Origin of the sequence: Fundicoccus sp. Sow4_F4 (assembly GCF_052116145.1) — a bacterium.
Taxonomy (GTDB): domain Bacteria; phylum Bacillota; class Bacilli; order Lactobacillales; family Aerococcaceae; genus Fundicoccus.
This window is the reverse complement of sequence record NZ_JBQKLQ010000001.1, coordinates 536,599-551,346: the sequence shown is the minus strand read 5'-3', so window position 1 is coordinate 551,346 and position 14,748 is coordinate 536,599. Positions and strand designations below refer to the sequence as shown.

General features: G+C 36.8%; 11 protein-coding genes. 1 reads left to right on the top strand and 10 read right to left on the bottom strand.

Annotated features, from left to right (window positions below; all coding sequences use genetic code 11):
* Window positions 1-221: 221 nt before the first annotated feature.
* Together parC and parE are read right to left on the bottom strand one after the other, a co-directional pair.
* On the bottom strand, window positions 222-2,714 hold the full coding sequence (gene parC / locus ACTQ5J_RS02560) for a DNA topoisomerase IV subunit A (RefSeq protein WP_441750442.1): 2,493 nt from the start codon (window positions 2,712-2,714) through the stop codon (window positions 222-224).
* A 2-nt stretch (window positions 2,715-2,716) separates the two neighbouring features.
* Window positions 2,717-4,822 (bottom strand): DNA topoisomerase IV subunit B, encoded by a 2,106-nt coding sequence (gene parE, locus ACTQ5J_RS02555; protein WP_441750441.1) that lies wholly within the window; start codon window positions 4,820-4,822, stop codon window positions 2,717-2,719.
* Window positions 4,823-5,055: 233 nt separating this feature from the next.
* Here parE and plsY point away from each other — a divergent pair, with 233 nt between their 5' ends.
* The gene (gene plsY, locus ACTQ5J_RS02550) at window positions 5,056-5,685 is read left to right on the top strand and encodes a glycerol-3-phosphate 1-O-acyltransferase PlsY (RefSeq protein ID WP_441750440.1); all 630 of its coding nucleotides are present in this window, start codon (window positions 5,056-5,058) and stop codon (window positions 5,683-5,685) included.
* Between the two features lie 129 nt (window positions 5,686-5,814).
* Here plsY and ACTQ5J_RS02545 read toward each other — a convergent pair whose 3' ends face one another.
* From ACTQ5J_RS02545 to ylqF, 8 genes are all read right to left on the bottom strand, one after another.
* A complete protein-coding gene (locus tag ACTQ5J_RS02545) occupies window positions 5,815-6,717 on the bottom strand; it encodes an aldose 1-epimerase family protein (protein WP_441750439.1) in 903 nt (300 codons plus the stop codon).
* Between the two features lie 18 nt (window positions 6,718-6,735).
* Window positions 6,736-8,148 (bottom strand): ATP-dependent protease ATPase subunit HslU, encoded by a 1,413-nt coding sequence (hslU, locus tag ACTQ5J_RS02540; protein WP_441750438.1) that lies wholly within the window; start codon window positions 8,146-8,148, stop codon window positions 6,736-6,738.
* 75 nt (window positions 8,149-8,223) lie between these two features.
* Entirely contained in the window at window positions 8,224-8,757 is a 534-nt protein-coding gene (hslV, locus tag ACTQ5J_RS02535; RefSeq protein ID WP_441750437.1) for an ATP-dependent protease subunit HslV, read from the bottom strand.
* Window positions 8,758-8,760: 3 nt separating this feature from the next.
* The gene (gene xerC, locus ACTQ5J_RS02530) at window positions 8,761-9,690 is read right to left on the bottom strand and encodes a tyrosine recombinase XerC (RefSeq protein WP_441750436.1); all 930 of its coding nucleotides are present in this window, start codon (window positions 9,688-9,690) and stop codon (window positions 8,761-8,763) included.
* A 98-nt stretch (window positions 9,691-9,788) separates the two neighbouring features.
* Window positions 9,789-11,849 carry a type I DNA topoisomerase gene (topA, locus tag ACTQ5J_RS02525; RefSeq protein WP_441750435.1) on the bottom strand — a complete coding sequence of 687 codons (2,061 nt, stop codon included), beginning with the start codon at window positions 11,847-11,849 and terminating at the stop codon, window positions 9,789-9,791.
* A gap of 141 nt (window positions 11,850-11,990) precedes the next feature.
* Complete coding sequence (gene dprA, locus ACTQ5J_RS02520; RefSeq protein ID WP_441750434.1) at window positions 11,991-12,920, bottom strand: DNA-processing protein DprA; 930 nt, start codon at window positions 12,918-12,920, stop codon at window positions 11,991-11,993.
* Window positions 12,921-13,028: 108 nt separating this feature from the next.
* On the bottom strand, window positions 13,029-13,823 hold the full coding sequence (locus ACTQ5J_RS02515) for a ribonuclease HII (RefSeq protein WP_441750433.1): 795 nt from the start codon (window positions 13,821-13,823) through the stop codon (window positions 13,029-13,031).
* Window positions 13,823-14,677 (bottom strand): ribosome biogenesis GTPase YlqF, encoded by an 855-nt coding sequence (gene ylqF / locus ACTQ5J_RS02510; protein ID WP_441750432.1) that lies wholly within the window; start codon window positions 14,675-14,677, stop codon window positions 13,823-13,825. The genes ACTQ5J_RS02515 and ylqF overlap by 1 nt, the downstream gene beginning before the upstream one ends.
* Window positions 14,678-14,748: the final 71 nt, after the last annotated feature.

The following is a 14,748-nucleotide window of genomic DNA, read 5'->3' as shown; positions in this document are numbered from 1 at the left end:
CATTTCACCCTTATTGTATCATGATTCACAAACAAAGCAATAGGCTTTTTACATAATTTTGTATTTTTCTGCATTTTAATCAATTTCTTATACACGCTTACAAAGGCTTTATTATAGTAATCTCATTTTTGCTAAATTATTCCAATCTGTTTTAAGACAGAAAAAAACTGTACCAATAAAACTATAACAAGATAGTTTGTGGCACAGTTCTCAATCTGTTTTTAGTTGTCGTCTAACATTTTTAGACGTGCTGGATGCATCGTAAGGACTTTTCCTAATTGATCTATCTCAGAAATAGCCGAACCATTCGCCAGCCTTTCAGTTAACGGGATGTCCGTTGTATTAAATTCATAGACATAACCTGTATCGCCGTAAAGAACGACTGGAATACTGCCATGCGACAACGGAATACTTGTTAAAATCCTATGTGGATTCGTTTTTAATTCTTTCAGTAATAAGATTCCACGACTACCACGCCCCGCTTGATTAATAATATCAATATCAAAGCGTTTTAAATGTCCTCTTTGTGTTAAAACTAAAGCTTGTGGACGATTCATTGATTGGTCAAACAACATTCCTGCTGCGACATTGTCATCATCTTTCAAGTTAATGGAGATGACTCCTTGAGTTTTCAGACCAGTTTGCGACACTTCTTCTAAGTCATAACGTAAACTATAACTTTTAGCCGTCAGCAGAACCACTTGGTATTCACTGCCCTGTTTGGCCCTAATTGCTGCAAGTAATTCATCATCAGCATCCTTCATTGTCATTGCTACTGCTGTTCTCGACTTGTAACTTCTGTAAGTCGTGAATAAAGACAAACTCGTTTGCTTAATACGTCCGTTACGAGTGATTAACACAATATTATCAGACTCATCTTGTGTTTGCGTAGCCGATTGGGTTTGCACGCCGCCTTTGATTGATGAAAAGACGCTGATAATTTGTTCTCCGCTAGCTAATTGATAGTTTTGGGATAAATGAATGCCGATTTCTTTCCATCGAATATCTGGCATTTCATGGACCGGCAAGTGAATATAATTCCCTTTATTCGTTACAAGGATAATTGCATCATGTGTGCTTAATTCTTGCACAAATAATGGATAATCGTGGTCACGACTACCGAGATCTAATGAATCTGAAGCAGAGAAGGAGCGCAGACTAGTACGTTTCAGATAGCCTTCTTTAGTCACAGACACATACACTTTTTCTTCTGGAATTAGCAAGGTCGTTTCAACACTAATTTCTTGAATTTCAGCTTCAACCAGAGATTTACGAGGTGTTTGTAGTCGTTTTTTGACATCTTTTAATTCATTAATCAAGACTTTGTTGAGTGTTTCTTTATTTGATAAGATGTTACGGTACATATGGATGCGCTCATTTAACTCTAAACGTTCGTTCTGAAGTGATACAACGTCCGTATTAGTTAAACGGTATAATTGTAAGTTAACAATCGATTCGGCTTGTGTATCACTAAATTCATAAGTAGTTACAAGATTTCTCTTAGCATCCGCTTTATTTTCACTTGCGCGAATCGTCGCGATTACCTCATCGAGAATAGAAACCACACGTATCAAACCATCCACAATATGTTGGCGTTTTTGATCAGCAGCTAAATTAAAATTCGTACGACGTGTAATAACGTCTTGCTGGTGAGAAACGTAGGCTTCTAATATTTGTTGAAGATTGACAATTTTGGGATGACTGTCATGGATAGCAACCATATTTAAGTGATAATTCACTTGTAAATCAGTATTCACTAAAAGATAGTTTAAGACGCTATCTGGATTGACATCACGTTTCAATTCGATAACCACACGCAAACCCGTACGGTCTGATTCATCCCTAACATCATCAATCCCTTCTATTTTCTTCAGTATACGAACATCATCCATCTTCTGAATCAATTTAGCTTTGTTTACTTCATAAGGCAACTCAGTAGCGACAATTTGGCTTTTATTGCCCTTAAGTTTTTCAATATGAGTTTTGGCACGCACCAAAATTTTCCCTTGACCATTGCTGTAAGCTTTACGGATACCATCAGCTCCTTGAATAATCCCTCCGGTCGGAAAGTCTGGTGCTTGAATAAACTTCATCAATGTATCTAGTGTGTATGTCTTATGAGATAACATATAGATCACTGCATCGATGACCTCACCTAAGTTATGTGGAGGAATTTCAGTTGCATAGCCGGATGAAATTCCGGTCGACCCATTAATTAATAAATTAGGTACACGTGAGGGTAAAACAAGCGGTTCTTCTAATGTATCATCAAAGTTTAACGCATAATCAATTGTTTCACTATCAATATCACGCAATAACTCATTGGCATATTTGGACATTCGTGCTTCAGTATAACGCATGGCAGCAGCCATATCCCCATCCATGCTACCGTTGTTTCCGTGCATATCAATGAGTGGCTCACGTAACTTCCAGTCTTGCGACATACGGACCATAGCGTCATAAACAGAGGTATCCCCGTGAGGGTGATAATTACCGATAACGTTACCGACCGTTTTGGCTGACTTACGGTAAGGATTATCGGCTGTATTGCGCTCTTGGTACATGGCAAAAAGGATACGCCTTTGAACTGGCTTTAAACCATCACGAATGTCTGGCAGCGCACGATCTTGAATAATATACTTCGAATAGCGACCAAAACGATCACCAATTACATCTGCAAATTCTAGTTCTTGAATTCCTGGCAAATTATTCATTATCACTCAACTCCTTTATCAAATGAATGATTTTGCTCATCATTGGTTAGAGCCGGACTCGCACTATTTTGACCACCTGATAGATTGCTTTTAGGATTAGCTTCAATCACTTCATCGTTTGTAAAGTCTTTTGTGGCTGATGAGCTTGAAGGTACATTATCATTTAATAGAGTATCTTCCATTTCCATTGTAAATTGGACGTTTTTTTCAATCCATTTACGACGCGGTTCCACTTTATTTCCCATTAAAGTCGTTAAACGACGTTCAGCTTGTGTGGCATCATCAATGGTCACTCTGATTAATATGCGACTGTCTGGATTCATAGTTGTATCCCATAGTTGGTCAGCGTTCATTTCACCTAAACCTTTATATCGTTGTAAGATATAACCCTTCCCGACCTTGTTGGTGACACTTTGTAACTCCTCATCAGTCCATGCATATTCTATGACTTCTTTTGCACCCTTGCCTTTAGACACTTTATATAAAGGAGGCATTGCTAAATAAACATGTCCAGCATCAAGTAAAGGTTTCATATAACGATAGAAGAATGTTAATAATAAGACTTGGATATGGGCACCATCGGTATCCGCATCGGTCATAATAATCACTTTGTCGTAATTAATATTACTAATATCGAAATCTGCCCCGACACCACCACCAATGGTATAAATCATCGTATTAATTTCTTCGTTTTTCATAATGTCAGTCATTGATGCTTTTTCTGTATTGATAACTTTACCACGTAAAGGTAATATCGCTTGATACTTACGATCGCGTCCAAGTTTAGCAGAACCACCCGCAGAATTACCCTCGACTAAATAGAGTTCGTTTTTACTCGCGTCTTTCGATTGTGCTTTAGTTAGCTTTCCTGAAATTAAACGTTCTTGTTGTTGACGTTTCACACCTGTACGAGCTGCATCACGTGCTTTTCTTGCTGCTTCACGCGTTTCACGGGCATTGATCGATTTTTTTAGAATCATTTGGCTAAAGTTACCATTCTCATTTAAATAAGCAGACATATGTTCAAAGACAAAGTTGTCCACAATACTTCTTGCTTTAGGTGTTCCTAGTTTACTTTTCGTCTGACCTTCAAACTGCAAGTATTGTTCTGGAATTCTTAATGAGATTACCATCGATGCTCCTTCTCGAACATCACTACCCTCTAAGTTTTTATCTTTATCTTTCAATAAGCCCACTTTACGACCATACTCATTAAACGCTTTTGTGATAGCAGTTTTCATACCTACCTCATGAGACCCACCACCGGTTGTTCTTACGTTATTAGCAAAAGATAAAATTGTTTCTGAATAACCATCATTGTATTGCAAGGCAAAATCGATTTCGAAATTCTCGACTTCTCCTGAAAATGCAGCTACTTCACCTAATGTATCTTTCTCTTCGTTTAAATACTGAATAAAATCCTTCAATCCATTCTCATAATGGAATTCACTCTCTTGTTCATCACGCTCATCGATTAATTTAATGTTTAAGCCCTTTAAAAGGAAGGCAGATTCTCTTAATCTTTCAGCGATGATGTCATAATTAATTGTAGCATTACCAAAGATCGTCTCATCTGGCATGAAGTGTACGCTAGTCCCATGAGCCGTTTTATTTTTGTATTTACTTTTAGTTAATTTACCTACCGGATGCCCTCCGTTTTCAAAGTGCATGGTATAGAGATTACCATCTCGAATAACATTGACTTCTAACCAACTAGATAACGCATTAACCACGCTTGCCCCCACACCATGGAGTCCACCAGCTGATTTATAACCACCTTGACCAAACTTACCACCTGCATGAAGTACGGTAAAAATAACTTGGATACTAGGTACGCCACTTGAGTGTTTCCCCGTAGGCATCCCTCTCCCATTATCGGTTACACGGACACTACCATCTTTTAATATCTCAACTTTAATTTCAGAAGCGAAACCAGATAAGGCTTCATCGACTGAGTTGTCAACAATTTCATAAACTAGATGATGTAAACCTTTTTGGTCAGTTGAACCAATGTACATTCCTGGACGCTTTCTTACGGCATCCAAACCTTCTAAAATTTGTATGGCATCATCATTATAATTTGTTAACGATACTTTTTCTTGAGTCATGTACTCACCTCTTTAACTTCTCAAACTTTCAACTGTGCTATCATATCAGATTTACATTCAGAATTGCAATAATCCAACGCTTTACAGCTATTGAAAAGCACACCACTATTAAGTATACCATAAATCCCACCAATAAGAACGCTTGTTTGGCTTACACTCACACTTTTAGAGTAAATGTTTATTGTATTCGATATTTTTCGTGGTAAAATAGAAAAGTCAAAGGGAGGTTTATTATGGAACAAAACGTAACTATTTGGATGCCAATACTGTTTATTTTCCTGGCTTATTTAGCCGGCTCAATTCCCTCTGGTGTCTGGTATTCAAAATTCGTACATAAAATAGACGTACGTGAATTAGGTAGTGGTAATAGTGGGGGTACAAACGTTGGGCGTAACTTTGGAGCTCTTGCCGCAATTTTGGTTATTGCGGTGGATGTTTTGAAAGGTTGGCTACCAATATTGTTAACTAAACACTTTTTCCCATCTTTGGACTGGGCTATCATGTTAACTGGGCTAGCTTCTATCTTGGGTCATGCATACCCATTATGGGCTAGCTTCCGTGGAGGAAAAGTTGTGGCTACTTCAATTGGCGTATTACTAGGTTTCTGGTTTAACATTGCTTTAGTTCAAGTGGGCTTACTAGTTTTATTAGTTTTTATTACGAGTATGGTCAGTTTATCAGCGATGTTAAGTTATGCAATTATCGCCATTTACATCTTCATCAAATCATCGTCGTTAATCTACGGCATTGGATTTTTATTGATTGCTCTATTCATGATGTATCGCCATCGAACGAATATTCACCGAATTATCAAAGGTGAGGAAAGTCGTTTGAGCTTTGGTTTGAACAAGTCAAAAAAATAAATTGTCTAAGATACTTCGAGCTTGCTCGAAGTATCTTTTTTATCAAATGGTCATAATCTAGAAAATACAGCAAACTCATTTTTTAGAGTCTGCTGTATTTTCTAGATTATTATATAGTTAAAACAACATTTAGTCTAATGGTCCTTTATTAAAGGTCATCGTGTAGTCATGTGTCATGATTTGATTTGGTAATAATTCAAACACACCATATTTTTCAGTTAAATCACCAGTAGCAGACACGTCATCTGACAAACCAGCCCAGGGTTCTAAACTAATAAAACTTGCTTTAGCAGGATAAGGCGACCAAATCCCCATGAAATTCATGCGATTGGGCTTTAAGCGAATTTGCACCTCATTGTTAGGGTCATTCAGTACAGCCTCTGTGTGTTCACTTATTTGGTAAACTAAGGCATCTTTCTTGAATGATCGATGTAATAAAGGAATATTATCGACTAGTGTATATTTAGCTTTCTTTCGCTCAGTTAAGCCACCTTCATAAAAGGGGATATGTAAATATTGGCCACTTGGTTCAAAATGAAAACTAATATCATCAAATTCAGGCCTACCAGTTTTAGTGTTGGTATGGCTAACATTGAATCCAGGATGCCCACCGACGTTATAATACATTTTATCAACAGCAGATGTGTTCAGTATTTCGTAAGTGACTGTGATTCGGTTCGTAAATAGAATATATGTAATTTGGAAACTGAATTCAAATGGATAATGTGCCAAAGTTTCTTCATCACTTTTAATATAAAAACTCGCAGAATTTGCTGTAACATTCTGTGCAACGAAATTTTTATCGCGAGCAAAGCCATGACGTCCTAAAGTATAGTCTTTTTCTTGATATTGATACGTATCATCTTTAAATACACCAATATTCGGGAATAAAACAGGTGCTTGACGATTCCAAAAATTCGAATCACCTTGCCACAGAAATTCATAACCAGTTTTATTATCGATGACAGAAGTTAATTCCGCACCTAATTCATTAATAGTAATAGTTAATGCATCGTTTGATAAAGTAATCATCGCAATCACACTCCTATATTATAGAATATAGTGGCTCAAGTCTCTGTTTTCAACAATTTTTTCTAATTTCTGCTCAACATATTGTTCCGTAATATCAATATGCCCCATTTGCATCTCGGCAGATTCAAAGAGTAATTCTTCTAATAAAGTTTCTAGAATTGTATGAAGACGACGTGCACCAATATTATCTGTATTCTCATTTAAGTGTACCGCATATTCAGCCATCTTGGCAATCGCTTCTTCAGTAAAGTCGACTTCGACGCCTTCAGTCGCTAATAAAGCTTGGTATTGTTTAACTAAGGCATTCTTAGGTTCAATCAGAATGCGAACAAAATCGTCTCTTGTTAAGTCATTAAGGTTTACACGAATTGGGAAACGCCCCTGTAATTCAGGAATTAAATCAGATGGTTTAGACATATGGAAGGCACCACTACCAATAAACAAGATGTGATCCGTTGCAATGACACCATACTTCGTTTGAATTTGACTCCCTTCAACAATCGGTAAAATATCTCGCTGAACGCCTTGACGACTCACTTCTCCAGCATTTTGATTTTTAGTAGCGATTTTATCCATCTCATCAATGAAAATAATCCCGCTTTCTTCTGCTAACTTAAGAGCTTTTTGATTAATATCTTCTTGGTTAACTAAACGATCTGCTTCTTCTTCTGTCAGCAATTCTACTGCTTCTTTTACAGTTAGTGTCCGCTCGATTTTCTTTTTCGGACGCATAGCTGTTAGACTTTCTTGCATTTCCATCATTTGTTCCATCGCAGGATTCATGTTGTTTAATTGCAATTTTTTCTCTTCAATTTTAACCGTTACTTCATGATTGTCGAGTAAACCTTCTCGGATTTGTTGGCGAATTTGACGGCGTGAAGAAGCCACTTCATCTGTAACAATTTCTTCTTCTTCCTCTTCTACGTCGGCCGCTTGAGGTGTAAATTGCTTAAACATATCCATAATGTTCCCCATTCCAGCTGGTTGGCTAGTAGGCTCTTCTTTTTTAACTTTTTGTCCTGGACGTAAAGCTTTCGCAATGCGATCAACTGCCTTTGCTTGGGCTTCATCGTGAACGTCAAGATGTTGTTGTTTTTTAACTAATCGGATACTATCTTCAACTAAATCACGTACCATCGATTCAACATCTCGACCGACGTAACCGACTTCTGTATATTTTGTTGCTTCTACTTTAACAAAAGGCGATTGTGAAATATCAGCAAGACGTCTAGCAATTTCCGTTTTACCAACACCTGTTGGTCCAATCATTAGTAAGTTCTTTGGTTTAACTTCTTGTTTCATATCGCCATCTAAACGTAAGCGTCTTAAGCGGTTTCTTAATGCAATGGCAATTGCTCGTTTGGCATCATCTTGTCCAATAATATATTTATCTAATTCAGCGACTACCTTACGTGGTGTTAATTCTTTCATCATAACAACTCCTTGAATGATTAATAGTTTATTGTTTATTAGTTAAACATTAATATGTTTGTCCCTTATCAAACGTTAACTTTTAGTTATTTCTTCGACAATAATTTGGTCATTTGTAAAGACGTCAATTTCACTAGCTATTTTTAACGATTGTTCCGCAATGTCACGTGCAGATAAAGTCTCTGCATTTCTAAGCATTGCTCTACCAGCTGCCAGAGCATAATTGCCACCTGATCCAATTGTTAATATCCCATCGTCAGGCTCAATCACTTCACCCGTTCCGCTTACTAATAAAATTGTCTCATGGTTCATAACAATCAGTAATGCTTCCAGCTTTTGTAAAGAACGGTCTGTTCTCCACTGTTTAGCTACTTCCACAGCTGCACGAGTCAATTGACCTTGATGAGTCTGTAGTTTTTCTTCAAACATTTCTGATAATGTAATCGCATCTGCCACTCCGCCAGCGAAACCAACAACGACTTGATTATTATAAATACGTCTTAATTTACGTGCGCTGCCTTTCATAATGACAGATTCGCCCATCGTGATTTGTCCGTCACCAGCCATTGCTAGTTGATTATCTTTTTTTACTGCACATATTGTTGTCATAAATTAATCCTCCTCAGTTTTTGTTTGTCTTTTAGCTCTAGGATGAACCTGTAAGTAAGTTTGTCTTAACTTATCTTTAGTCACATGAGTATAGATTTGTGTTGAACTCAAATCCACATGTCCTAATAATTCTTGCACACTCCGCATGTCCGCCCCATTATTTAACAAATGGGTCGCAAAAGTATGCCTTAATTTATGAGGGTGTATCTTTAAGTTTAATCCGTGCTGGTCGACAATTCGATTAAGAATTGTTCTCACTTGCGCAGCGGTTAAAGGTTTTCCCTTATCAGACAGAAAAAGGAAGTCCCGATAAGGTGAATTCGGTATGTTAGCGATTAATTGATCACGTAAATTTTTTTGGTAATCTAATACTGCTGCGATTGCTTGATCACCAACGGGTATAATGCGTTCTTTATTACCTTTTCCAATAACACGTATCATTTGTATATTGAAATCAACTTGCGATACTTTTAGCTGACAGCATTCACTAACACGCATCCCAGTTGCATAAAGCAATTCTAGTATTGCAACGTTACGTGTAGCTGATGGATGATCGTCGCGTTTGGCTGCTTCAATAATTGAATTTATTTCGCTTTCATAGAAAAAATCAGGCAAACGTTGTTTCTTTGAATTGTATTGAATTAACTCCATCGGGTTAATTTCCGTCCACTGTTGTTGCACTGCATACTTAAAAAAAGAGCGTAAAGTGGATAGCTTTCGAGCGATTGTCGTTCGAGACAATTCTTTCTCTGTTAAAAAAGCTAAATATAACCGAACATCTTGGTAAGCAATCTCATTAAAAGACACGCCACCAGAACTTAGTAAAAAACCTTCAAATTCGTTTAAATCTCGCTGATAAGCTTGGATGGTTAAATCAGAATAACGTCTTTCGTTCAATAAATAACGGATAAAAGCTGACACTTTAGCGTCCACAAAATCCCTCCCAATAATCGCTATTATAGCATAACAGAATAAGACCTCAGTTTCATTGAACTAAGGTCTTATTTTACCGCTTTAATGTGAATTATAGATTAACTTTCAAGAGCTTCTTCGTAATCACAGTTACTACATTTGACTTGCTTTCCTTTACGTGACACTTTTTCAATTAAGTAGTGTTCACACTTAGGACAATCACGTGCAACTGGTTTATCCCAAGAAACAAACTCACATTCTGGGTATCGATTACATCCGTAGAACAGACGATTTTTCTTAGACTTACGTTCAATAACATCGCCTTGTTTACATGTTGGACATGTCACACCAATTTTATGAACAATTGCTTCTGTATGACGACACTCTGGGAAATTACTACATGCATAGAATTTTCCATACCGACCAATTTTAATAACCATCGCGTTGCCACATTCTGGACAGTCAAAGCCAGCAGGTTCATCTTTAATTTCAATTTTTTCCATATCTTTTTCGGCTTTTTCTAAATCTTCACCAAAAGTACTATAGAATTGTTCAAGAACAGCCACCCATTCACGTTTACCTTCTTCAATTTCGTCAAGATTCATTTCCATTCCAGCAGTAAAATCTGTATTTACAATCTGAGGGAAAAATTCATTCATCACTTCATTGACGATTTCACCTAAATCAGTCGGTTCAAATCGCTTAGCTACTAGCTTCACATAATAGCGACGTCGTAGGGTTTCAATTGTTGGTGAATAAGTTGATGGGCGTCCAATCCCTTTTTCTTCTAATACTTTCACTAGACTTGCTTCATTATATCGAGCAGGTGGCTGTGTAAAGTGTTGAGTCGGTTCAATTTCAGTAGCATTTACTGCGTCTCCAACTGTAAGAGCTGGTAGATAATTATCTTTCGAGCTGTTGTTTGGATAAACCTTTAAGAAACCATCAAATTTAATTCGAGAACCATTGGCTCTAAACATGACATCATTTTGATTAATATCAGCACGAATCGTATCGAATATCGCATCTGACATTTGGCTAGCCATAAAACGAGCCCAAATCAAGGCATATAAACGGAATTGATCACGTGAAAGTGAATCTTTTATACTTTCAGGTGTCATACTCGCATTAGATGGACGAATAGCCTCATGTGCATCTTGAGCACCAGCAGTATTAACAATCTTACGCCCCGCTCCTAAATACTCTTTCCCATATTCTGTCTCTATAAAATCAGCGGCTGCATTTTTTGCACTAGGTGCAATTCGTGTTGAGTCAGTACGCATATAAGTGATTAAACCAATTGTATTACGACCAATGGCAATTCCTTCATATAATTGTTGAGCGACCATCATGGTTTTACTGGTTCGGAAATTCAGACGATTCGAAGCTTCTTGTTGCAATGTACTCGTGGTAAACGGCGAAAGTGGCTTTCTGCGTCTTTCTTTTTCTTCAATATCAACAACTTCAAACGTTTTTTCTTGATCTAAACGAGCCATCACTGCTTTGACATCAACTTCGTTTTTTAATTCTGTTTTCTTCCCATCAATCCCATAAAAAGCAGCTTCAAAAGAAGAACGACCTTTTTTAAATTTTGTAGGAATTGACCAATACTCTTCCGGTTTAAAGTTGCGAATTTCATTTTCGCGATCAATAATCATTTTTAAAGACGTTGATTGAACGCGACCAGCACTTAGCCCTTTTTTTATTTTTTTCCATAACAATGGTGAAATTGAGTAACCCACAATACGGTCTAAAATACGTCTAGCTTGTTGAGCATCAACTAAATCTTTATCAATTTTTCGCGGTGTTTTAAATGCTTCTTTGACTGATTCTTTAGTAATTTCATTAAATACAACACGATTTTCAGCATCTGGGTCTAAGTTTAATAAGAACCCTAAATGCCAAGCAATCGCTTCCCCTTCACGGTCCGGGTCAGCTGCGAGAAAAACTTTTTCTGCTTTTTTCGCTAATTTTCTTAATTCTTTAATTGTATCGCCTCGACCTCTAATACTGATGTAATGAGGTTCGAAACTGTTTTCAATATCAACACCCATTTTACTTTTGGGTAAATCTCGTAAGTGTCCCTTACTAGCGACTACTTTATAATTTCTACCTAAATATTTATCAATGGTTTTAGCTTTTGTAGGTGATTCGACGATAACTAAATATTTATATGCCATATAATCATTCTACGTCCTTTCATGTGGTCTTCGTTATATATTATCTATCAGATTTCGTTAGTTAAAATCGTTACAATCTTATGCTAAAGTTTTGCATCTGTCAAACATAAGATATTTTTACCTACTATATAAAGCGTCAATTTACACCAATTTGATAAAAAGATTGGCTAGTTCTTCTACACATTCCTCTATAGAAACGATGGGAATTGCTCCATGATGAATTAAAGAATTACAGCCGTATGCTTGGGGGTCATTAATGCGTCCAGGTAATACGAATACTTCTCGATTGCATTGCAAAGCGTAGTTTGCGGTGATTAAACTCCCACTTTTTTTAGCAGCTTCGATCACAATCGTCGCCAAACTTAAACCAGCGATTAATCGATTCCGCATAACAAAGTGATGAGGGCGCGCCTTCACATTTGGTAAGTATTCACTCAGTAGTAAGTGATTCATAGACATTTCGGCTTGCAAACTCATATTCTCGTAAGGATAAACATATTGAAAGCCGTTAGCAAGAATACCAATACTAGAGCCCTTCTTTAATTGACATGCCGTTAGGTGAACGGCAGTATCGACGCCTTTAGCCATACCTGAAACGCTAATCCAATTATTTGTGACAAATTCACTGACTAATTGTGTCACGATTTCTCTTCCATACGCGCTCATAGCCCTTGTACCAATAACAGATATTGTAGGTTTAGTTAAACAAGCAAGCTCTCCTTCATAAAATACTAGTATAGGTGGTTGAGGCAGTTGTAGCCAATTATGAGGATAGATTGAATCACCAATCATAAATGATTGCTTAGATAATGTTTTGGTCATCATTAAAGAATTGTCATAGTTAGTCAATAATCGGTTAAGGTTTGGTAGTTTTATCCGTCTACCCTCCACTTGTGAGATGAGTTCTTCAAGTAGCAGCCGGAGCGTTTGTTCATCAATTTCAACCTGTGTAAGATGTTTCGTAACCCCTAATTTGAAATATTCAAAGACAAAATGATAAGAGCAACTTTGTGATTTTAAAAATATAATACTTTCTTTCCAAGTCATCTTGGGATTCATAAATGTATTCATATAAAAACCTCCTTTTATATAAATACACATTTTAAGCCAGAAAATGCTTTTTATTTTGAAAAAATACAAAAAAAAACAATTAGCATTTAACCAACTGTTTAAGAAATTTTATTTATATTCTTTTAATGTATTCGTAACTGGTGAAAAAGATTGACGATGAATGGGCGTAAAACCATAAGTTTTTAAGGCTTCTAAGTGTTGTTTTGTTCCATACCCCATATGCTTATCGAAACCAAATTCAGGATACATCTGCGCATAAGCCATCATCATTTCATCACGATAAACCTTAGCGATAATACTCGCGGCTGCAATCGATAAGGATTTTTGGTCTCCCTTGATGATGCTTTTCTGAGCAACCTCACTATTTATTTTCATTGCATCTAACAGTAAAAAATCGGGTGTCACATTTAATTGGCGAACAGATTCTAACATCGCATGCCTTGTCGCTTCATATATATTCAAGCGGTCAATCGCTTGGCTATCAACGACAGCAATCGTATATTCTACTGCAACTTCACGAATTAATTGATCAAATTCTTTACGTTTAGCAAAGGATAATTGTTTCGAATCGTTTACCCCTATCAAACGAGAACAATCTTCTGGCAAGATAACGGCAGCCGCCACGACTGGCCCCGCTAATGGTCCACGACCTACTTCATCAATTCCTGCTATATATTGAATCGTTGGATTTTTTTTTAGCATTCTTTCAATAGACAATCGTTCTTCATGATCTTTTAATAACAACTTGCCTTTTTCGATGAGTTTCTTTTTGTTTTCGACAAGTTTATGTACACTTTTACGTGGGTCATCTTTTAATTTATCCAATAATTGAAGGTTATTTTCACTCATAACGTCAAGTTTGGACTTGATTTGTGCAACTGTTAACTTTGTTTCAATATCCATTAAACCAAACTTTCTATTGGAATATCTAAACTAATATTCCCTAATTTATTCTGACGATATTGATGAATCAAACGTTGACTGGCTTCATCATAATCTTCTTTTAAACCTATTGATTTAGTGATCGCCAGAAGCAACTCTACGTTCGTTGAATCTTGTAATAATTCATCATTTATATGAAATTGTTTCTTTAAAACCTCAGGATAACGCTCTCTTAGAATAGCAATTAAATTCAACGCTAAGTCGTCCATATGAAGAAGCGAGTCTTTAATCGCGCCACTAATCGCCAATCTTTGCCCTACTGCTGGGTCTTCAAACTTAGGCCATAATATTCCTGGTGTGTCTAACAGTTCAAATTCACGCCCCATTTTTAACCATCTCTGCGCTTTAGTTACCCCAGGTTTATTACCCGTTTGGGCTTGGTTTTTACCAACAAAACGGTTAATTAACGTCGACTTACCTACGTTAGGAATCCCTAAGATCATCAAACGAATCGGACGAGGTTTAACACCTTTTGTTTTCTGTTTTTCGAAATAAGGCGCCATAATTTTTTTACATTCTTGTTCTAGAGCTTTCAAGCCTTTTTGATGTTGAGCATCAATTGCTAAGGCCGAAAGATTCTGAGAACGGTAATGTTCTAACCAAGCATTAGTTACTTTATGATCAGCGATATCCGCTTTGTTTAACACAATAACACTTGGTTTTTGACCAATAATTTCTTGAATCATTGGATTTCGACTAGATTCAGGAAGTCTTGCATCAACAAGCTCAATAACAACATCGACTAAATTTAGTTTTTCTGTAGCTTCTCGTCGAGCTTTAGCCATATGGCCAGGAAACCACTGTATGTTCTTCATGTTTTCATCTCCTTTTAGTATGGAATGGATATAATCTATAGTTGTACTTTATTTAAGCACGCCATGAAATC